This window comes from Hungatella hominis, assembly GCF_014288005.1.
In the GTDB taxonomy this organism is placed as follows: Bacteria; Bacillota; Clostridia; order Lachnospirales; family Lachnospiraceae; genus Hungatella; species Hungatella effluvii.
In genome coordinates, this window is record NZ_JACOPB010000002.1 from 399,265 (window position 1) to 418,612 (window position 19,348).

At 49.1% G+C, this 19,348-nt stretch carries 17 protein-coding genes; 2 read left to right on the forward strand and 15 right to left on the reverse strand.

Translation table 11 applies throughout. The features are described 5' to 3' along the window. Positions 1-15: 15 nt before the first annotated feature. Both rplC and rpsJ read right to left on the reverse strand, forming a co-directional pair. On the reverse strand, positions 16-651 hold the full coding sequence (gene rplC / locus H8S75_RS06150) for a 50S ribosomal protein L3 (protein WP_002604704.1): 636 nt from the start codon (positions 649-651) through the stop codon (positions 16-18). Between the two features lie 297 nt (positions 652-948). Next, positions 949-1,266 carry a 30S ribosomal protein S10 gene (gene rpsJ / locus H8S75_RS06155; RefSeq protein WP_002604705.1) on the reverse strand — a complete coding sequence of 106 codons (318 nt, stop codon included), beginning with the start codon at positions 1,264-1,266 and terminating at the stop codon, positions 949-951. Positions 1,267-1,800: 534 nt separating this feature from the next. Between rpsJ and H8S75_RS06160 the strand changes: the two genes are divergently transcribed. Then, entirely contained in the window at positions 1,801-2,442 is a 642-nt protein-coding gene (locus tag H8S75_RS06160) for a Crp/Fnr family transcriptional regulator (protein ID WP_187020071.1), read from the forward strand. Here H8S75_RS06160 and H8S75_RS06165 read toward each other — a convergent pair. Together H8S75_RS06165 and H8S75_RS06170 are read right to left on the reverse strand one after the other, a co-directional pair. After that, a complete protein-coding gene (locus tag H8S75_RS06165; RefSeq protein ID WP_187020073.1) occupies positions 2,419-3,390 on the reverse strand; it encodes a nucleoside hydrolase in 972 nt (323 codons plus the stop codon). The genes H8S75_RS06160 and H8S75_RS06165 overlap by 24 nt on opposite strands. A gap of 164 nt (positions 3,391-3,554) precedes the next feature. After that, positions 3,555-4,913 (reverse strand): cell wall-binding protein, encoded by a 1,359-nt coding sequence (locus tag H8S75_RS06170; protein ID WP_187020074.1) that lies wholly within the window; start codon positions 4,911-4,913, stop codon positions 3,555-3,557. 258 nt (positions 4,914-5,171) lie between these two features. Here H8S75_RS06170 and H8S75_RS06175 point away from each other — a divergent pair, with 258 nt between their 5' ends. After that, a complete protein-coding gene (locus H8S75_RS06175; protein WP_187020076.1) occupies positions 5,172-6,041 on the forward strand; it encodes a class I SAM-dependent methyltransferase in 870 nt (289 codons plus the stop codon). On the opposite strand, the gene H8S75_RS06180 is transcribed toward H8S75_RS06175, so the two are convergent. The 11 genes from H8S75_RS06180 to H8S75_RS06230 form a co-directional block, all read right to left on the reverse strand. Further along, positions 6,024-7,061: an acyltransferase family protein gene (locus H8S75_RS06180; RefSeq protein ID WP_187020078.1), complete on the reverse strand. Its 1,038-nt coding sequence runs from the start codon at positions 7,059-7,061 to the stop codon at positions 6,024-6,026. The genes H8S75_RS06175 and H8S75_RS06180 overlap by 18 nt on opposite strands. A 235-nt stretch (positions 7,062-7,296) precedes the next feature. Then, on the reverse strand, positions 7,297-8,181 hold the full coding sequence (locus tag H8S75_RS06185; protein WP_002604711.1) for a carbohydrate ABC transporter permease: 885 nt from the start codon (positions 8,179-8,181) through the stop codon (positions 7,297-7,299). A 14-nt stretch (positions 8,182-8,195) separates the two neighbouring features. Then, complete coding sequence (locus H8S75_RS06190; protein WP_002604712.1) at positions 8,196-9,152, reverse strand: carbohydrate ABC transporter permease; 957 nt, start codon at positions 9,150-9,152, stop codon at positions 8,196-8,198. 97 nt (positions 9,153-9,249) lie between these two features. Beyond that, complete coding sequence (locus H8S75_RS06195) at positions 9,250-10,584, reverse strand: ABC transporter substrate-binding protein (protein ID WP_187020079.1); 1,335 nt, start codon at positions 10,582-10,584, stop codon at positions 9,250-9,252. 177 nt (positions 10,585-10,761) lie between these two features. Beyond that, positions 10,762-11,616 carry a MurR/RpiR family transcriptional regulator gene (locus tag H8S75_RS06200; protein ID WP_055653517.1) on the reverse strand — a complete coding sequence of 285 codons (855 nt, stop codon included), beginning with the start codon at positions 11,614-11,616 and terminating at the stop codon, positions 10,762-10,764. A gap of 229 nt (positions 11,617-11,845) precedes the next feature. Continuing rightward, a complete protein-coding gene (locus tag H8S75_RS06205) occupies positions 11,846-13,477 on the reverse strand; it encodes an FAD-binding protein (RefSeq protein WP_187020081.1) in 1,632 nt (543 codons plus the stop codon). After that, on the reverse strand, positions 13,449-14,501 hold the full coding sequence (locus H8S75_RS06210; RefSeq protein WP_187020083.1) for an ABC transporter ATP-binding protein: 1,053 nt from the start codon (positions 14,499-14,501) through the stop codon (positions 13,449-13,451). The genes H8S75_RS06205 and H8S75_RS06210 overlap by 29 nt, the downstream gene beginning before the upstream one ends. Continuing rightward, positions 14,491-15,510: an ABC transporter ATP-binding protein gene (locus tag H8S75_RS06215; protein WP_002604717.1), complete on the reverse strand. Its 1,020-nt coding sequence runs from the start codon at positions 15,508-15,510 to the stop codon at positions 14,491-14,493. The genes H8S75_RS06210 and H8S75_RS06215 overlap by 11 nt, the downstream gene beginning before the upstream one ends. A 10-nt stretch (positions 15,511-15,520) precedes the next feature. Then, positions 15,521-16,450, reverse strand: coding sequence for an ABC transporter permease (locus H8S75_RS06220; protein WP_002604718.1), 930 nt, complete (start codon positions 16,448-16,450; stop codon positions 15,521-15,523). A gap of 12 nt (positions 16,451-16,462) precedes the next feature. Further along, positions 16,463-17,425 (reverse strand): ABC transporter permease, encoded by a 963-nt coding sequence (locus H8S75_RS06225; RefSeq protein ID WP_025530777.1) that lies wholly within the window; start codon positions 17,423-17,425, stop codon positions 16,463-16,465. Positions 17,426-17,494: 69 nt separating this feature from the next. Then, the gene (locus H8S75_RS06230; RefSeq protein WP_187020085.1) at positions 17,495-19,201 is read right to left on the reverse strand and encodes an ABC transporter substrate-binding protein; all 1,707 of its coding nucleotides are present in this window, start codon (positions 19,199-19,201) and stop codon (positions 17,495-17,497) included. Between the last annotated feature and the right edge of the window lie 147 nt (positions 19,202-19,348).

Sequence of the window (19,348 nt, forward strand, 5' to 3'; positions counted from 1 at the left end):
TTTCTTATAAAAGCATTAAACTGCTGCTTTTACTGTTTCCTTGATTGTTACTAAGGACTTCTTCGGTCCTGGTACAGCGCCCTTAACCAGAATTAAGTTGTTCTCTGCGTCGATCTTAACGATCTCGAGATTCTGGATTGTTACGCGCTTGTTACCCATCTGTCCAGGCATCTTCTTGCCTTTGAATACCTTGCTCGGGTCAGAACAGGAACCGTTGGAACCTGCATGACGATGGAATTTGGAACCGTGAGCCATAGGTCCTCTGGACTGTCCGTGTCTCTTAATAGCACCCTGGAAACCTTTACCTTTGGAGATTGCGGTTGCATCGATCTTATCGCCTGCAGCGAAGATGTCTGCTTTGATTTCGTCCTTAACGGAATACTCGGAAGCATTCTCGAACTTGAACTCTCTTACGTATCTCTTGTAAGATACACCGGCCTTATCAAAATGGCCCTTAAGTGGCTTGCTTACAAGTTTTGCTCTCTTGTCAACAAAACCAACCTGTACTGCATTGTAACCGTCGTTCTCAGCGGTCTTAACCTGTGTTACTACACACGGGCCGGCTAAAAGAACTGTTACTGGAGTTAATACTCCGTCCTCATTGAAGATCTGTGTCATTCCGACTTTGGTAGCTAATATACCCTTCTTCATGTTTTTACCTCCTGTTTGTTAATTCTACAGCGGATTGCCGGGATTAAAGATCCCTTCTGCAATCATCCTAGAACAGTCCAATATAAGTGGAACACTATGACTCCATCTCAGGCCTTCTCTGCTGCTTTCAAAGCGGCCTTTCCGGAGATGTTGATTCCTTTGGAGGAACTGGTAACTCTCCTCACTTTCGTTTGGAGGAATGTGAGAGTTCCCCTCACCGAGGTTCGGCGGAATGGTGTGTTGCTTCTATATCTAAACCCTTCAGGATATTACCTTAATTGATGCGATGAAGAAAAATTATTTGTTCTTCATCTTGATATCAATGTATACACCGGCCGGCATTTCCAGTCTGGATAATGCGTCCACAGTCTTCTGACTTGGTGTAATGATATCGATGAGTCTCTTGTGCGTTCTCTGCTCGAACTGCTCTCTGGAATCTTTGTACTTGTGAACTGCACGTAAGATAGTTACCACTTCTTTCTTCGTTGGTAACGGCACCGGTCCGCTCACCTGTGATCCTGTTTTTTTCACAGTGTCGATGATTTTGCTTGCAGACTGATCAACTAACTGATGATCGTACGCCTTTAATGTGATTCTCATTACTTGACTTGCCATAAAAAAAGTCGCCTCCTTTTCGCACTTAGTAGAAGTACGACAAGCGGTGACTGTACACGTTCCCGTGTGTGTCCTCCAGGACCCCACACTGATTTTCCGTTTTTTTGAAACAGAATTCTTTAATTGTACAGTGACTTGTCGCCAGTTTCCTAACTTGACATTCGCTCCACGGAAAACCTGCCTCTTGGGCAGCAACCTCACGCTTCACAGCTATCATGCCACAGCCTTTACAGGATAGCACACTTTTTTTTACATTGCAAGCATTTTTTTCTTTATTTCTTAATTTTTTTTATTCGATGGCTGATCTGCCGCTTTTGAGGGGTTTTACAGTGTTTCTTCCTATTAGTAGTAGCCATTTTATAATCGTTCAGAGGAAACAGTGAAGAATACGAAAGCGAAATCTCCGGATAACACAAAAAGCAGTCTCCCCGGCTGCTTCAAATAGTAGTATAATAATAACAGAATGCTGGTATTCGATGAAACAACAGTTAAAATTAGTATAACCCCATTACCCCTGAAAGGAAAAGAACTGACATGTACGATCTGCTAAGCCATCTCCCTAAGACCTTATCGTTCATCACACGCAATTTTAAAAAATCAGAAACAATCCTGGATCCTTATCAAACCAGTGGCTGCCTCTATATCCTGGTGTCAGGAAAAGCAGCTGTATACAATCTCGGGATCGATGGTGAAGAACTGAATATCTACGAGTACTGCGGTGCAGACTGTTTTGGTGAGATAGAACTGCTCTGCGGCAGGCGTTATCCCCTGATGGTAAGGGCCACGACAGACTGCACCGTATATCTCGTAGCGAAACGTGATTTTCTACAGTGGCTGAAGGAAGATCCCGATTTTTCGTTCTTCCTTTTAAAACGCATGAGTGAGAAACTGCTGGATAACTCCGACCGCATGACCAGGCTGTCTTTACTGACTATGCGGGAACGGTACCTTCTTTCAATCTATAACCATCATAATGCATGTGACCTGGATTCTCTGAGCAAAGCCCGTATTGCAGAAGAAATCTGTGCCCCTATCCGCAGCTTAAACCGACTGGTAGCAGAGAACAGAGAACTGGTCAGCTACGACGCTTCCGGCTTTCAGATCGTCAATGAAGAGCAGATACACGATGTCTGTGAAGGTTTGCAGGACATGCTACTGCTGCACAAAAGATCTTAACTGTCTGCCTTCCAAAGCCTGTAACAGACGCCTCTTATATAATGCTGCGTCCACTTTACGGACCACCTCTGCATTATCCGGCGGAACCTCATGCTGTACAGAAAGGAAGTCATATCTGTCATAGAATATAACCTGACCATAGGTGACCTCATCTGCGGTGCAGCAATAGGCATGCACACTCACCCGCTCTAACGCAATATCATCCCATAGCGCCACTGCCATTGCCACCGCATCCGGCAGATCCACCATATACTCACCGGTCCGCTTCAGATTATACTGAAGGAGGGTGCGGTTACAATCTGCCGCAAACTTTCCCAGCCTATTCAGTGATGCCAGTTTTTCCAAATCTTCTTTATGAAGGGCTGACTCTCCGATACACTGGTCAAAGCCGATAATCGTAAGCGGAATTCCTGCTCCCAGGAGTACCCGGAAGCTGTCGGCATCTACATAGACATTAAAGCTTGCCACAGGCGTTGTATTTCCTGGTCCAAAGCCCGATGTCCCCATCGTATAAATGTGCTTTACTCCTTTCATCGCCTCGCGATCCTGTAAAATAGCCAATGCCAGATTTGTCATCGGTCCCAGCGTTACAATTTCAATCTCGCCTGGATATTGACGCACAGTGTCCAGGATATAATTGACCGCATGTGTTTTCTCGGCTGCCCTGGTGGGATGGATTAAGTCACAGTCTCCCATTCCGTCATCTCCGTGTACACGCACGGCCGTTACCAGATCACGAAACAGCGGACGGTCTGCCCCCGGATAAACCGGGACTTCTTTGTTACAGAGTTCAACCGTCATCAGCGCATTCTTAGTTGCCAGCATCTGCGGGACATTGCCGCAGACCGTGGTAATCCCCAGCACCTCGACCGACTCCTCCAACAGCGCCAGCATCAGGGCCACTGCATCATCACTTCCCGTATCAGTATCAATAATTAATTTTCTCATATTATTTCTCTCCTTTTCTTTTTCCTCATTGTAATCCACTACAGAGGCGTAAGAAAGGTCATTTGACCCGGAGAAGCGATTATTAAAAACAGGTATAATAAAAACAGGATCAGAACCATCCCTTCGGCTCCAATCCTGCTTCCCTGTCATTCTTCTAAAATTTTTTATTCTTTCCAAACCGGTTCAATCGGATCCCGGTAGCTTCCGGAGGCGTCTTCGTCATCCACCTTCGTAAGGGATCCGCTGCTGCTCGTCTTGTACTTCACACCGTCTGCGTTCTTGACAGTCGTGTTCTTAGCCACCTTGCCCGATGCGTTCACCACATAGGTCGTGTAGCTGTTTCCGGCCGGGATGGTAATCGGCTCATATCTGACGCCGTCCTCCGCCCGCTGCAGCTTGCCCATGTAATAGAGGTATCCGTCTTTAACGCCGGTATAGCCGCGGCCGCTGTCGCTGAAGTAATACGTCTCTTCATCGCCGTCACCCTCGGTAACCTTGATCTTTCCCTTCTGCATGGTACTCGTCTTCTTGTCACCAAAATAATAGGAGGTATACTCCGAAGTACTTCCAATCCGAACCTTCTGAAGACCGTAGACCGGATTCCCTCTGTCATTGAACAGATACGTCTTTCCGTTGATCTTTGTTAAGTTCTGTGTTGTGGCCTCTCCTTCCTTCGGTCCCGCCTTTGGCGTTCCGTTGCTGGAAAAATAAAACCATTCTACATCACCTTCGTATCCGCTTAAATCCTCCGGCGGTTCGATCGAATACCAGCCGGTCCTTAACTTCCCGCTGGAATCGTAATACTTATAATTCTGAATGTCATAATCTGCGTTATCAACGCCGACATTCTTCCAGCCCGTCTGAAGCGCGCCGTCCGAATCGAAGCAGTATGCTACGCCGTCAATCTTATAAGTACCGTAGTCTCCGCTGGTTTCCTTCGGCATATACTTTTTGCCGCTGTCGCTGAAGTAATACCAGTGCTTTCCGTCGTCATCCTCGTCTCCAGGAGACACACGGTCCGGATCGTAATCACTGTCCGGCGGAAACAGCTTCTGCCAGCCTGTCCTCATTACTCCATCCGTACCACAGTAGTACATGTTATCCAGAACCCATCCGGTCTGCATCTCACCGTTAGAATCAAAATAATACCATTTATTATTAATCTTGGACCAGTTGTCCATAATCGCTTTTCCGCTGCTTCCGAAGTAATACCACTTATACTCGGAGCTGCCGGACTCCTGAAACTTCATCCACTTATCCGTTACCAGAATCCCGTTAGAATCCATATAATAAGTATTATCTACCCATGTATTGACGGCCATCTCGCCATTGCCGTTCAAATATCTCCATAAGTTGTCCGCGCCTTTTTTCCACACATTGGTCACTTTATATCCGTTGGAATCATAGTATGACCAGGTGTTTCCGGACTGCGCCCACCCTTCAGCTGCCCATGCGCTCATGGTGGCAGTTCCTAAAGCCAGTACCGCAGCAACCGCCAGCACAACGAAACCTTTTTTCTTCATATTGTCACTCCTTACAGGATTCTCCTTTTTACTCTATTCATTGTAGCAATTTATCTGAAATTATTCAACTGTTATTATCTTTCAATTCTATTACAATTTTTAAGTAAATTATGGATAATGCACAGCTCCGTAACTATGTAAAAAAAACGGCTGCCCTTCAGAACTCTGTTCCCTTGACGCTTTTCCCCTTATCCAGTATAATCATAGAATCATACAACGCATTATACGGTAAATACAGAAAGGTCAGGGATAAGTGGCATGTGGATTGCAGACGGTTGGAAGGATTATGAAGTGATAGACTGTTCAGAGGGAGAAAAACTGGAGCGTTGGGGTAACTACACGCTGGTTCGCCCGGACCCGCAGGTCATCTGGTCTACCCCAAAGACGGAGAAAGGCTGGAAACACAGGAACGGACATTACCACCGCAGCGCTAAGGGAGGCGGAGAATGGGAATTCTTCGATCTGCCTCAGCAGTGGAGTATTCAATATAAGGAGCTGACATTTCAGCTGAAGCCCTTCAGTTTCAAACATACCGGACTGTTTCCGGAGCAGGCGGCCAACTGGGACTGGTTCGGCAGTAAGATCCGGGAGGCAGGACGGCCAGTCAGAGTCTTAAACCTGTTTGCCTACACGGGCGGCGCCACACTGGCAGCCGCAGCCGCCGGCGCCTCGGTCACCCATGTGGACGCCTCCAAGGGCATGGTGGGCTGGGCCAGGGAAAACGCCAGGTCCTCCGGACTCGAATCGGCGCCTATCCGCTGGATCGTGGACGACTGTGTCAAGTTCGTGGAGCGGGAAATCCGGCGCGGGAATCACTATGACGGAATCATTATGGATCCGCCATCCTATGGCCGCGGTCCTAAAGGGGAGATCTGGAAGATCGAGGAATCCATTCATCCGCTGGTCAGGCTCTGTGCCCAGCTTCTCTCGGATGATCCGCTCTTCTATCTCATCAACTCCTACACCACGGGACTGGCTCCCGCCGTCTTAACCTATATGCTGTCCATCGAGGTGGCCAGCAAACACGGCGGCTTCGTTCAGTCGGAGGAGGTGGGTCTTCCGGTTACCAGGACAGGCCTTGTACTTCCGTGCGGAGCCTCAGGCCGGTGGTCATCGACCCCCGTTTAACAGCCTCCATACGGCAGGCGCAAAGCGCCGGATCAGACGGCTTGCCAGCCAGCTGATGACAACGGCGAACAGAGGCATAAGAAAGAACAGAAGAAAAGCAAGAACTGGTACAGGCGGGAGCAGCAATGCTCCCGTTTTGTTGATCAGACGGACAAGTGCAAAGTGAACCGCATACAAAAAAAAGTTATTCTTCATGAAATCTCTGGCTTCGAAAAGCCTTTCCTCCGGCACCATGAGCCACAGGCCAACCGGGACCAGAAGCCGGTAGACCACCGTAACAGACGCAGTCTCCCCCAGGCTGCTGCCAGGCAGATCCGTCCGCAGGGAGATGCAGCCGGCCGCCAGAAGCACCAAACCCGCAATCAGGCGTTTCCGTGACCAGACGCCTTCCACCACCGCTTTTTTGTGTACCGCCGCGAAGGCCGCAAAGGAATAGTAAAACAGCGCGTCCAGGTTCAGAAACGGCAGATCGATTCCCAGATAGACCCCTGTCAGCAGGATCGCCAGAAACACGATTCCGGGCCAGATCCGTTTTACCGCGAGATAGATGAGAGGAGCCAGGAGAATGAGGAGAATCAACTGGTAGAGATACCAGAACACATAATTATAGGTATAATTCAGAATCGCATCAACCGTTTCCAAAAGGCCAAACGGAATCTTTCCCTTACCGATCACATCAGAAATGTAGGGAAGCCTGCTTCCGATCACATAGCCGAAATAGTACAGACTGTTCCACACGATATACGGAACCAGAACGCTTCTGATACGGGAGTTCCATTTGCGCATTAAAATCTCCGGTTTATATCCGCGGAAAAAGAGATAAGAAGAAATCATAAAGAAGCCGGGAACCGCGATCTGAGCGATTTTGTCGCCGAAAAAGCGCTCCAGCCGCACCAGGGAGGCCGCCGCTCCGGTATTTCCCAGGAACAGTACGGCATTATAGGAGTGGACCCAGATAACCAGCACGCTGAACAGGAAGGTAAACCAGTATATTTTATTTCTGAATGTTTTCTCTGCCATGGAAACCGCACCTCCCTCTCCGTCCTGATACTTATTTTATTCTATCACACCCGGAAAAGAACAGGCAATATATTTAGCATAATCCTCACAGCAAACCTCAAGACAGTTACTGTTTCCTCCCAGCCCAAAGCTCTGCCGTCTGGTTTGACTCTGCTGCAAAAAAAAGAAGAGGCGGCCGAATTCATTCCGGTCAGCCTCTTCTTATTATATGAAGAAGTTTTATTTCAATCCACACTCAGCCTTTTACCGCCCCCATCGTAATTCCCTGCGTAAAGTATCTCTGGAAGCAGAGGAACACAATGATAATCGGAACGGAGGCCAGAGCCGCACCTGCCATAATTAATCCGAAATCGTTGGACATTTCGCTCAGCTTACTGGCAATACCTAAAGCAATGGTCTTAGATTCATTCTGAGTCAGCATAACCAACTGCAGCGGATATTCATTCCAGGAGTTAATGAATGTGAAGATCGCCAGCGCACCAAAACCAGGTTTGATGATTGGAAATGCCACATTCACAAAGGTTGTCAGCTCTCCTGCCCCGTCAATCCGGCAGGCTTCCAGAAGAGAGGTCGGAATATTCTCAGAGAACTGCTTCATCATGAATACACCGAATGGCCATCCGACAACCGGGAAGATTACTGCAAACATGGAGCCCCATACAGATTTCAAAAATCCCATAGCTGACATCTGTCTCATCAAAGGAATCAGAATAACCTGCTTCGGGAGTGCCATGGCACATACGAACAGACCGAAGATCAGGCTCTTGCCCCAGAAACGTTTCTTCGCCAGTGCGTATCCTGCCAGAGAAGAGGTAATACAGGTAAGTCCCATCGCCACTACGGAGATGAACACACTGTTAAACAGCCAGCGGATTGCCATCGGCATGCCTATGCCGAAAAGCTTCGTCCCGCTCTTAAAGAGCCGGCTGTAGTTATCCCATGTAATCGTTGTAGGAAACCACTTTACCATTTCACCGGACTTTATAATAATGTCGCTCTTCTCCTTCACGGAACCGGTGATAATCCAGTACAGAGGAAAGAGAAAGAACACGGCCATAGCCGCCAGGAGGATAAGTGTAATCACATAATACGGACTTATTGCTTTCTTTTTATTTCCCATATCTTTCGCCCCTCCTATTCTGATGTTCCACCATTCATAACCTTAAACTGCAAGGCACTGAACAGCGCAATTACAATTGCCAGAACCACACCCATGGCGTTGGCATAACCAAACTCCTTGGTGGTCTTAAATGCGATCTCATACAGCAGATACATAACCGTACTGGTGCTGTAATTCGGACCGCCGGAGGTCAGAAGCTGGATCAGTGCAAAACACTGGAAGCTGTTGATGGTGGTAATGACCGCCACATACAGTGTCGTCGGCATGATAGACGGCCACTTAATATTCCAGAACACCTGGAAATTATTGGCTCCATCCACCTTGGCAGCCTCCTCCATAGAGGCATCCACATTACCCAGTGCAGCTACATAAAGAACGATCGGCTGGCCGATGGAGGTCGTAAACAGGATCAGGATAATACACCACAGGGCCATGGACTCACCGGAAGTCCAGGGAAGCGGCTGACCGCCAAAGCTCCTGATGATATAGTTAAAAAGGCCGTCATACTTATCGAACATCCATTTCCATACTACAACGACTGCGACGGAACCGGTAACTACCGGAAGATAGAATACACAGCGGAAAAAGGAACGGATACCGGAACGCATCTTATAGATGGCTGTTCCGACCCACAGGGAGAATGCGGTTACAACAGGAACCGATACCACCACGATAATAACGGTATTCACCGCCGATTTTAAGAAAATTTTATCCTGAAAAAGCCGTATGTAATTGGCAAATCCTACGGCAGTTCCCTTCGGATCTGAAAAACTGGCATTGGTAAAGCTGGTGATAACCCCTGACGCCATAGGGAAAATAACAAAGCCTACAAAGAAAATCAGCGCCGGAAGCAGGAACATATATGAAACAAATGTCTCTCTGCGCTGAAGCACCTTACTTCGTGCAGGCATTTTTTCTTTTTTGTTTTTTGGACGCCCGGGTTTCTGTGTGGAAACAGTTGTATTTGCCATGTGTTTTACACTCCCTCCCTAAAGATTGGCTTCCTCCCTCTGCACCCGGCAGAAGAAGGAAGCCATGTAAATGTTGCTGTTCATAAATTAGTGTTTATTAGTTGCTGTTTGCACTCGCGTTGAACTCGTCAGCAGCGGCCTGTGGGTCGGTACCGTTGAATACCTGCTGAAGCATATTGAACCACAGCGGACGCATGGCTGCAAAGCCTGCACGTGTATTGTAGTATGGGCCATAGTACTGGCTCCAGGAAGCCAGCATCGCTTTGTGCTCATCTCCAGGATACAGATCGCCAAAGGAAGTACGTACCGGGAATGCATTGGTCTTAACAACACTCTTCGGACCCCATTCCGCATCATCACAGATAAATTTCACAAACTTTTTCGATGCCTCAGCGCGTGCTTCATCTTTGTTGTCAAATACAGCGAAGCCATTAACCAGATACTCTAAGGAAGGTTTGCCGCTCTCTGATGGGAATGGAACGGAAAGCTGTGTAAAGTCATCTGATGCATATGTAATTTCACTGGAAGTACCAAAGCAGAATGTCATCGCTGCAGTCTCCTGCTGGAACTTCTGAAGCTCATCTGCTGCTGCCATGTCAAAGCCTGCATCGATTGCCTTGCTGTCATACATGCTCTTTAACAGAGTGAGAGCTTTTACGCCATTTTCACTGATATTCCATTTGCCGTCATCGCCGACGATGGAAGCGCCATATAAGTTATTTACAAGAGCGCGGGTACCCTGATCGCCGCCCTGTCCTCCGCAGTATACAATGCCGGGAACCTGTGTGGGAGCTGCGTCACGAAGCGCTTCACACATCTTTACGAAGTTCTCAGTCGTCCATGTACGGTCGCCTTCCAGGTTTACATACTGGAGTGCATCTGCCTTTTCCAGAGCCTCTTTGTTCAGACCCATATAGAATGGAGAGGAGGAAATCGGATACATCCAGGCAGTACCGTCTGCGCCTACGCAGGTCTCAATCAGAGACTGGCTGGTTAAATCGCTCTTCAGTTCGTCTAACATATCATCTAAAGGAACCAGATAGCCGGCTTCTCCAAACTCAATGATACGGCCTGGTGCATCGAAGAGAATGTCAGGTGCTGTACCGGAGGTCAGAGCTGCTGTCAGCTTATCCGGGCCGGACGTAAAGTCGATGTACTCTACCTTAACGTTAATGTCAGGATTTTTCGCAGTAAATGCATCAACGACTTCCTGCTCGTATCCAGTGTCTACGCCGAATGTCGGGAATGCCCACCATACGATATCCGTGGTGCCGCCTGCTGCGGTTGTTTCCGGTGCCTTGCTTGCATCTGTTGCCGCCGCTGTCGTCGTCTCTGGAGCTGCCGTTGTCTCTGCCGGTTTGTTTCCACCACATCCTGCCAGCGTACCAACTACCATAGCCGTTGCCAAACCAAGAGATAAAATTTTCTTCATTACTACTCCTCCTTATAATAAGTCAATTTAACGCCAAAGGCATTTGGTCAATCTGTATACTTTTTGCAATTAAGCGCCTTTCTCGTTTATGAATTTATTATATATCGGAATTTTCTTTTTGTCAATCTGAAATAAAAAAATTTTTCTTTTTTTCTTTTTTTTAGGAATAATCTTTGGTCAGTAAAGTTTTTCAATGACCGACGAAGAAGTCTTTTCGTTATTTTTGCTGCATTTTTCGAAATATCGACGATAGTATTCCGTATACATTAAATCAATCAGGAACAGCTGGCTGATCTCCGCCGAAGTAGAACCTCCCTGAAGCGGTCCTTCATTGGCTCCGCACAGCAGCGTCACATCGGAAAATGATGTCAGCGGCGATTTGACGAATCTGGTCACGCAGATCACCGTCGCCCCGGCACGTTTTGCCAGTTCCGCCACATGGATGGTGTCCTTTGTGGCTCCGGAATAGGAAAAGACCACCGCCACCTCATTGGCTCTCATCATGGAAGCTACCATGGCCTGCATGTGAGAATCCTGGACACAGTACACCTTCGGCTCGATGCGCAGAAACTTATTGGCCGCCTTCATGGCCGTAAGCATACTGGCACCCACTCCATAGAAGCAGATCCTGTCCGCATCATGAAGGTATCTGATCACCTTATCGAAGTTCTCCTCATTCAACAGTGAAAAGGTCTCCTTCAGCGCATTTACATTTGTGTTCAGCACCTTCTGAGCCATCTCCGAGAAGCTGTCCTCCTGGCTGATGTCGCCATCCAGCTGACCAAGCCCCGATTTCCCATCGTGAAGGCTTAAGGACAGCATCATCTTAAACTCCTGATATCCCTTCAAATTCATGGTCTTACAAAAGCGGAATACACTCGTATCTCCAACCTCACATACCTCTGCCAGATCCGTAATCGACATAAAAAGCACTTCTCTCGGATTCTGCAGGATATAATCGGCCACCTTCTTTTCCGCCTTCGTAAATTGATTGTACTCTGCTCTGATTTTTGTTAAAAAGTCTCCTTGCATGTTTAATCCCCCTTTATGTTTCCAACGGCCATCCTACGACGAAGCCCATGCATGATGCACGGATCACCGTAATAAGAAAAGGCACGCCGGAAACGGCACCGCATCATGCCGTTTCCGTCGCGCCTACGCCGCCTCTGCTACTAGAATATACCAGGGAACAGTCGTTTGTCAATTAATAAAAAAAAGTTTTTTTATTATATAATTTTAAATTTTCTTTTTAACTGACAAATTATTCCCAGCCGGTTCTCACCCCATCATCCCACACCGATAAAATCCTTTTGGAAAGATTTTCTTTTTTCTCCGGGTAATCCCAGCGATAATGGGAACCACGGCTTTCCTTTCGCAGCAGAATCGCCTTCATCAGACACTCAGATAAATACAGCGCTGCGGTAAGACGGCAGGATACCGCAAGTCCCGCCGTGCCGTCTCCCGTTTCCAGGTATCCCGCTTCACATCTGCACAGCTCCCTGATCCGTTCCAATCGGTTTAATGCAAGCTCTGCCCGCGCGCCATTGCGAATCACCATGGCGCATTCGAAATTCATTTCCTGAATCTGTTTTAAATAGGAAGCGGCATTAGGAATGACAGAGAGCAGTACCTCCGCCCATTCCTCCTCCGATCCGGAGATGCTGCTGCTCCAGCCGGCCGCGGCTTTCCCCGCGATCTCTCCGAACACCAGGCCATTGGCCGTCGATAAGCCACCCAGCCGGTCCGCCCCATGCATTCCTCCCGTCGCCTCCCCGCAGGCATACAGGCCGGGAACTCCCGTACTTCCGTCCGGTCCGATCCTGATTCCCCCGTTGGATGCGTGGGCAAAAATCCCCAGCTGGATGGGATCGTCGATCGTCAAATGCTTCTCTTCTTTCAGCCATTCAAAGTAGGTCCTGATGAATTCCGGCTGATTTTCCCTTAAGGATTCCCGGTATGTCACCGTGACCCCCCTGGGATTCCTCAAAAATTCCGTGAACAGCCTGATATCTACCGGCGCGGACGGAAGTCTGGTGGTAAACGGACCGTGGGTGGAACGCACCTCCATCCGCTCTTCCAAATCCGCCTTCCGCCAGTCCTCAAAGATGGAACGCCCCGTCTCCTGACGGCAGAAATTGCTGTATTTGAACACCTTTTCGTTATAGATCGTCTTCGGCGCCGGAGACAGATACCCTGGCATCATCTGCATGAACTCGATATTTACCAGCTTCGCACCGGCACGGAGCGCCAGATACTGGCCGCATCCGGTGACGTCATCCGTGTTCAGACGGTACTGGAACAGTCCGCCCAGGCCTCCGGAAGCCACAACCAGACTTTTGCAGGAAAACGCGGTCAGTCCTCCATTCTCCGTCAAGGCCGCCGCGCCGCTTACCCGTCCGTCCGTCATGATAAACTGTAAGATCCGGGTGGACGGAAAGCATCTGACCCCCAGTTCCTCTAACCGGGCCAGGAACACCTCCCGGGCGCTGTCTTTTACAATACCGTGCCAGTCTCTGTTCTTATAATCAAAACAGGGGATGAACTCCTTCTCCCCTTTGTTTTCAGCTTCCTTCAGCTGGATTCCAAATGCCTTTAACCGGTCAGTCCCCCTGCGGATATGGCTGACCAGGACGGAGACCAGCTCCGGGTCTGCCATGCCTTCACCGACCTTTAAAATCACGGACTTTAGGTCTTCCTCATCCGCTTCACTCTCGGGTCCCACGAGCCCCAGGCCCCATGTCCCCGGATAAAAACTGGAGCCGGAGCAGATGCGCGTACCGCTTACGATACAGACATCTGCCCCCGCTTCGGCGGCTGAGATCGCAGCCATAATGCCCGCGATCCCGGCCCCCATGACAAGCACATCACATTTTATTTCGTTTTTCAGCCGCATGTTTGATATTTTCCTCTGCAAAATGGCAGGCGACGTAGTGTTCACGCCCGTCAATGTCATATTTCTTAAGTTCCGGCCTCTGGTTCTTACAGATTTCCTGACACTGGCTGCATCTTCCGTGGAAATGGCAGCCGCTGGGCGGATTCATCGGGGAAGGCACATCGCCCTCCAGAATGATCCTCTGTTTCTTATGATGAATATCCGCAACCGGAATCGCGGAGAGAAGGGCCTGGGTGTATGGATGAACGGTATTGCGGTACAGCTCATCCGCCTCAGCCAGCTCCACGATTCTGCCAAGATACATGACTGCGATTCTGTCGCTGATATACTCCACCACGCTCAAATCGTGGGTGATGAAAATATAGGTCAGATTGCGCTCTTCCTTCAGTTTCTTTAACAGGTTTAATACCTGAGCCTGTATGGATACGTCGAGCGCGCTGACCGCCTCGTCACAGATCACAAGCTCAGGGTTGATGCACAGCGCCCTGGCGATACCGATACGCTGTCTCTGGCCGCCGGAGAACTCATGGGGATAACGGTCCATGTATTCCCGCCGCATATTTACGGCTTCCAGCAGATCGCCGATGGTCTTCCTTCTCTCCTCTTTCGTCTTGATGCCGAATTTCTTCAGCGGATCGGACAGGGACTGGTAGATCGTAAAGGACGGGTTTAAGGAAGACTGAGGATCCTGAAAAACGATCTGAATCTTCTTTCTGGCCTCATCCATCTCCTTACTGGTCAGCTTCTCCAGATTGCGGGGGCCGTTCTCAAATTCGTAGACCATCTCTCCTTCGGTCGGCTTATAGAGCTGAAGGATGGTTTTGCCCAGCGTCGTCTTTCCGCATCCGGACTCTCCTACCAGCCCCAGGGTCTCCCCTTTATAGATGGTCAAATCAATATCGTTGACGGCCTGGACGTAGCTCTGGGTCTTTCCCATGAAGCCGCCCTTGACCGGAAAATACGTTTTTAAGCCTTTGATTGTAAGCAGCGCTTCTTTATTCTTATCATGATTCTTATCTGCCATCGTTTGTCACCTCCTGATACCGTGCACATCGTACCATGTGAGTTCCGCCAAGCTGTACCTCTTCAGGCATGCATTTGTCGCATTCCGGGCAGGCGTAGTCGCACCGCGGCGCGAACTGGCATCCGGGCGGCCTGTTGTACGGATCCGGCGTGGAACCCTTGATCGGGTTGATGTCCTGTTCGGCGCCCCTTCCCAGAACAGGGATGGACTTTAACAGCGCTCTCGTGTACGGATGCGTGGGGTGATCCAGCACCTCCTCCGCAGAGCCGCTTTCGATGATATTGCCCATGTACATGACGGCGACATCGTCGGCCAGCTCGCAGACAACTCCCATGTCGTGGGTAATCAGCATGATAGCCGTGTTGTAATTCTTTTTTAAATGATCCATCAGTTCGAAAATCTGGGCCTGTATGGTCACATCGAGAGCCGTAGTCGGTTCATCGGCGATCAGGACCTTCGGATTACAGCTCATGGCCATGGCGATCATGGCACGCTGTCTCATACCGCCGGAGAATTCGTGGGGATACTGGTCGATTCTCTTCTGAGGATTGGGGATTCCCATGTCGGTCAGAAGCTTTAAGGCTGTTTCCCTGGCCTCCTTCTTGGATACGTTCTTGTTATGGGAGCGGATCATCTCCTCAATCTGCCATCCGATCGTGTAGACCGGGTTCAGCGCCGTCATGGGATCCTGGAAAATCATGGCGATATCCTTGCCGCGAATATCCCTCATCTCTTTTCCGTTTCTTTCCAGTTCGTGGATCTTAATATCACCGCGCTTGTCTCCGCTGTGATAGATGATTTCCCCTTCCTCGATCCTGGAAAGCTTGGGAAGCAGCTGCATGATGGAAGTAGCCGTCACGCTCTTGCCGCAGCCCGACTCTCCTACGATACAGAGTGTCTTGCCGCTTTTAATATCCATGGAAACGCCGTTGATCGCCCTGTTGCAGCGCTCATTTGTATAGAAATACGTCTTTAAATTTTTAACGGAAATTACTGCATTATCGCTCATATCCTGCCTCCTAGCCCTGCTGTGTCGGATCTGTGGTATCTCTGATGCCGTCGCCCATGAAGTTAATGCTCATGACGAATAAGGAAACCACAATACCGGTTGGGAGCCACATCCACCAGTTATTCTGAAGAGTGAACATATCCTGAGCCGCATTTAAAATATTGCCCCAGGTCGGGACCTCCAGCGGAACGCCCAGGCCTAAGAAGCTTAAGGAAGCCTCCTCCAGGATAAACATGGCTGTACTCAGTGTAACATTGACAATAATCGGGCTTAACGCATTCGGTAAAATATGCTTATAGCAGATGATAAACGGATTGAGTCCGAACACCTTTAAGGACTGTACGTATTCCTCTTCTCTTATGGAGAGCACCTGGGATCTGGCCATACGGAAACAGGACCCCCATCCGCAGATGATAAAGATAATCACGATATTTTTCGCACTCTGTCCCATGATCGCAACCAGCATCATAACGAGAATCAGCTGTGGAATGGACATGAACACCTCGGAGATCCGGACCATAAGGCTGTCGAACCAGCCGCCGCGGTATCCGCTGTAGCATCCTAAGAGTACGCCGATAAATGCACAGCCCAGGGCGCTTCCGAATCCGATCGCGATGGACATGCGGCCGCCGTACAGGACTCGCGCAAATACATCCCGGCCTATCTTATCCGTCCCAAACCAATGCTCGCCTGACGGCGGCTTCAGAATAGATTTCATATCCACGGCCTTCGGCGAATAGCCGGTTAAAAGCGGTGCGAAGATACAGGCCAGAAGAATGATCAGGAAAATTACGCCGCCCACGATGGCAAGACGGTTGTTCAAAAGCTTTCGCAACGCCCGGTTGCCGGACTTCTTGTTCTTCAGTTCTCCGGATTCCTCCATCTGTCGGATCTGGTCAAACTTCCGGTTTAAATGCAGCTGTTTTGATTTTATACTCATCTTCCGTCCCTCCTATCGTTCCAGCTTAATACGCGGGTCTAACGCGGCAGTCAGGATGTCGACCAGAGTACTGGCAAACAGTGTCATGAAGACGAATAACAGCGCCAGCATCATGACCAGATTGTAGTTCTGCGAACGAACCGCCGTATTGAATGCACTTCCGATTCCAGGCCACTGGAATACGGTCTCGATAACTACGGAACCTGCGATCAGGGTCGGAAGGCGGAAGCCCACCAGGACGATAACAGGCGTCAGCGATACACGGAAGCCGTGTACTAAATTCACTCTAAATTCAGAGAGCCCTTTGCTGCGGGCCGTCTTTATGTAGTCCTTGTTCATGGTATCCAGCATGCTGCTTCGGGCGTAACGCATGACACCTGCCGTCATGGAGATTCCCAGAACGAGAGCCGGCATGACGAGGTACTTGATTCGCCCTGCAAAATTGACCACGGTCGGATCCGTCCGGCCGCCAACCGGCAGCCATCCTAAATTTAATGCGAAGATTAAGATTGCACAGACACCGAAGAAGAACTGAGGGATGGATACGCCGATCATACCGGCTACGGTCAGAACGTTGTCGCCGATGGTTCCCTTGTAGATTGCGCCGAGAACACCGAGAACACTTCCTAATACGGTGGAGATGCAGAGTGCCGCCACGGCCAGTTCAAGAGTGGCCGGAAGCCGTTCCGCCATAATCTGGATTACAGGCACACCGCTGGAAGAACTGTAGCCAAAGTCTCCGGTCAGCAGGCGGCCCAGCCATTTAAAATAGCGGACAAAAAAAGGATCATCAAGTCCATACTGTGCGCGCAGCGCCGCTACCTGCTCGGCGGTCAGCCTCGCAAGCGCCTCCGGGTCCATCAGGTACGAAACGGGATCGCCTGGTGTCAAATCCAGAAGCCAGTAAATGATAAACGTAATGATCAACAGCATGGGAATCATACCAAGAATTTTTTTAATTGTGTATTTTGCCATTTTATCACCTTTCTTAAAAGTTAAGGGACTGTACATGATATACAATCCCTTAACAGCACCTCCTAAGTGTTACTTGATTTCCCAGTTCTGAATATCCCAGTTATAGTTAAACTGCGGGTTGCCAAGCTTTGCACCCTTTACAATCTTGTCGCTCTGAAGCAGGAAGATTGGCTGATAGTAAAGCGGAAGCTCAAATAATGTCTCATTCTCGTACTTCTGTAATTCGAAGAATGCCTTTCTCTGTACCTCTGCATCTACGGAAGCGTTGGTGGCTGCGATGAGTTCGTCTAACTTCGGATCGCTCGGTGTATGAGAGTTGATGGAATAACCGGTCTGATATCTGTCATAGTACTCATGTAAGGATAACGCTGCATTGGCTGCGTAGCACATATCCCAGTCTACTGCGCTCGGTCCGTTGACCGGATCTTCCGGAGCTTTCCAGAGAATGGTTGCCAGATCGCCTTCTACCAGTCTTGCGTTCATCTTAATACCTACTTCTGCAAGGTACTGCTGAATGATAGCCATAAGATCCTGTGTCATCTGATCCGTATAGTAATAAACAACATCAAGCTCTGTATTCGGATCCCAGTTTGCTTCCTTTAACAGTTCTTTTGCTTTTTCCGGATTGTAGTCGTAATTGTTCAGTCCGTCTGCCTTGTCCGCTCCATCTGGTGTCAGGCTGTTTGCAGGAAGTGCTGCTCCCTCGAAAACGCCGTCTAAGATGGATTTCATGTCAAGTGCATAAGCGATGGCCTGGCGTACTTTCTCGTCTGCCAGAGGCGCCTTCTTTCCATCCTTTTTGTCAAACTTGTTTAAATACAGAAGACGGGTATAACGCACGTTTACAGTGTCGATGGTAAGTCCAGGTGTTCCCTCCAGCGCCTTGACATCGGCAATGTTCTTGGTGTAAGCGTAATCCAGCTTGCCTGCCTTCGCATTCGTTACGAAGTTCGCATCGCTGTCGCCTGCACTCGGATTTAGGTGAATAGTGAAGTTCGCGGTTCCGCCGTAGTACTTGTCAAACGGCTTCAATGTGGTGTAGTTATTCATCTGAACTTCATCTACCATGAATGGGCCGGAACCGATCGGGCTCTGGAAATACTTGGCCTGCTGTAAGGAGATCGGATCTGTATCCGCCAAATACTTCTTAGGCAGAGGAGCAAACTGCGTAAATGTCAGCAGTGCATCCGGTGCGACTTTCTCAAAGGTCAGTGTAATCTTGCTGCCGTCCACGGCAATTCCTTCGATGTGCTCGGCGCTGCCGTCCTCATAGGCAGCCGCACCCTTTAATGCTTCAAATGTGGAACGGAATACGGAGTTTAACACCGTTGTCTTAAGCGCATACTCGATACTCCACTGAATATCGTCTGCTGTAATCGCTTCGCCGTCGTGCCAGAAAATATTATCTCTTAACTCAAAGGTCAGTGTCATTCCATCGTCGGACATCTCGTAAGATTTAGCCAGATCGCCTTCACCGGTTACCGGCGCCAGGTTCTCATCGGCAAAGATCAGATGTGCGTACAGGGTTTTGTTATATGTGTATGTACCAGGATTGAGCCACGGTGTCTCGAAGAACTCAGTAGGGCCGCCGTTGCTGTAGAGAACACCCGATTCCCCCGCTGCTGCCGGCTCTGCCGGTGCGGCTGTCGTATCTGCCTGTCCCCCCGCGGTGGCAGCTGTAGTGGAACTCGTTGGGTTACCGGATCCACAGCCTGCCAGCAAAGATGCCGTCATCGCCGCAGCCAGTCCTAAAGAAAAGATTTTTTTCAATTTCATGCAATACTTCCTCCTTTTTTAAAATAAAAAGGCGCAATGGATCATTTGTCCTTCATCCGTCACGCCCTTGTTGTTGATAAACACATTATATTACCGAAAATTTATTTTGTCAACATTGGATAGAAAAAAAATTTTTTTCATTTTTTA

What these genes read in the sequence shown, in the direction of transcription:
- H8S75_RS06200 (WP_055653517.1), bottom strand. Translation starts at nt 11,616, where the DNA reads ATGCAAGGAGACTTTTTAACAAAAATCAGAGCAGAGTACAATCAATTT.
- H8S75_RS06160 (WP_187020071.1), top strand. Translation starts at nt 1,801, where the DNA reads ATGTACGATCTGCTAAGCCATCTCCCTAAGACCTTATCGTTCATCACA.
- H8S75_RS06175 (WP_187020076.1), top strand. Translation starts at nt 5,172, where the DNA reads ATGTGGATTGCAGACGGTTGGAAGGATTATGAAGTGATAGACTGTTCA.
- H8S75_RS06165 (WP_187020073.1), bottom strand. Translation starts at nt 3,390, where the DNA reads ATGAGAAAATTAATTATTGATACTGATACGGGAAGTGATGATGCAGTG.
- H8S75_RS06220 (WP_002604718.1), bottom strand. Translation starts at nt 16,450, where the DNA reads ATGAGTATAAAATCAAAACAGCTGCATTTAAACCGGAAGTTTGACCAG.
- H8S75_RS06225 (WP_025530777.1), bottom strand. Translation starts at nt 17,425, where the DNA reads ATGGCAAAATACACAATTAAAAAAATTCTTGGTATGATTCCCATGCTG.
- H8S75_RS06205 (WP_187020081.1), bottom strand. Translation starts at nt 13,477, where the DNA reads ATGCGGCTGAAAAACGAAATAAAATGTGATGTGCTTGTCATGGGGGCC.
- H8S75_RS06170 (WP_187020074.1), bottom strand. Translation starts at nt 4,913, where the DNA reads ATGAAGAAAAAAGGTTTCGTTGTGCTGGCGGTTGCTGCGGTACTGGCT.
- H8S75_RS06210 (WP_187020083.1), bottom strand. Translation starts at nt 14,501, where the DNA reads ATGGCAGATAAGAATCATGATAAGAATAAAGAAGCGCTGCTTACAATC.
- H8S75_RS06195 (WP_187020079.1), bottom strand. Translation starts at nt 10,584, where the DNA reads ATGAAGAAAATTTTATCTCTTGGTTTGGCAACGGCTATGGTAGTTGGT.
- H8S75_RS06230 (WP_187020085.1), bottom strand. Translation starts at nt 19,201, where the DNA reads ATGAAATTGAAAAAAATCTTTTCTTTAGGACTGGCTGCGGCGATGACG.
- H8S75_RS06190 (WP_002604712.1), bottom strand. Translation starts at nt 9,152, where the DNA reads ATGGCAAATACAACTGTTTCCACACAGAAACCCGGGCGTCCAAAAAAC.
- H8S75_RS06180 (WP_187020078.1), bottom strand. Translation starts at nt 7,061, where the DNA reads ATGGCAGAGAAAACATTCAGAAATAAAATATACTGGTTTACCTTCCTG.
- rpsJ (WP_002604705.1), bottom strand. Translation starts at nt 1,266, where the DNA reads ATGGCAAGTCAAGTAATGAGAATCACATTAAAGGCGTACGATCATCAG.
- H8S75_RS06185 (WP_002604711.1), bottom strand. Translation starts at nt 8,181, where the DNA reads ATGGGAAATAAAAAGAAAGCAATAAGTCCGTATTATGTGATTACACTT.
- H8S75_RS06215 (WP_002604717.1), bottom strand. Translation starts at nt 15,510, where the DNA reads ATGAGCGATAATGCAGTAATTTCCGTTAAAAATTTAAAGACGTATTTC.
- rplC (WP_002604704.1), bottom strand. Translation starts at nt 651, where the DNA reads ATGAAGAAGGGTATATTAGCTACCAAAGTCGGAATGACACAGATCTTC.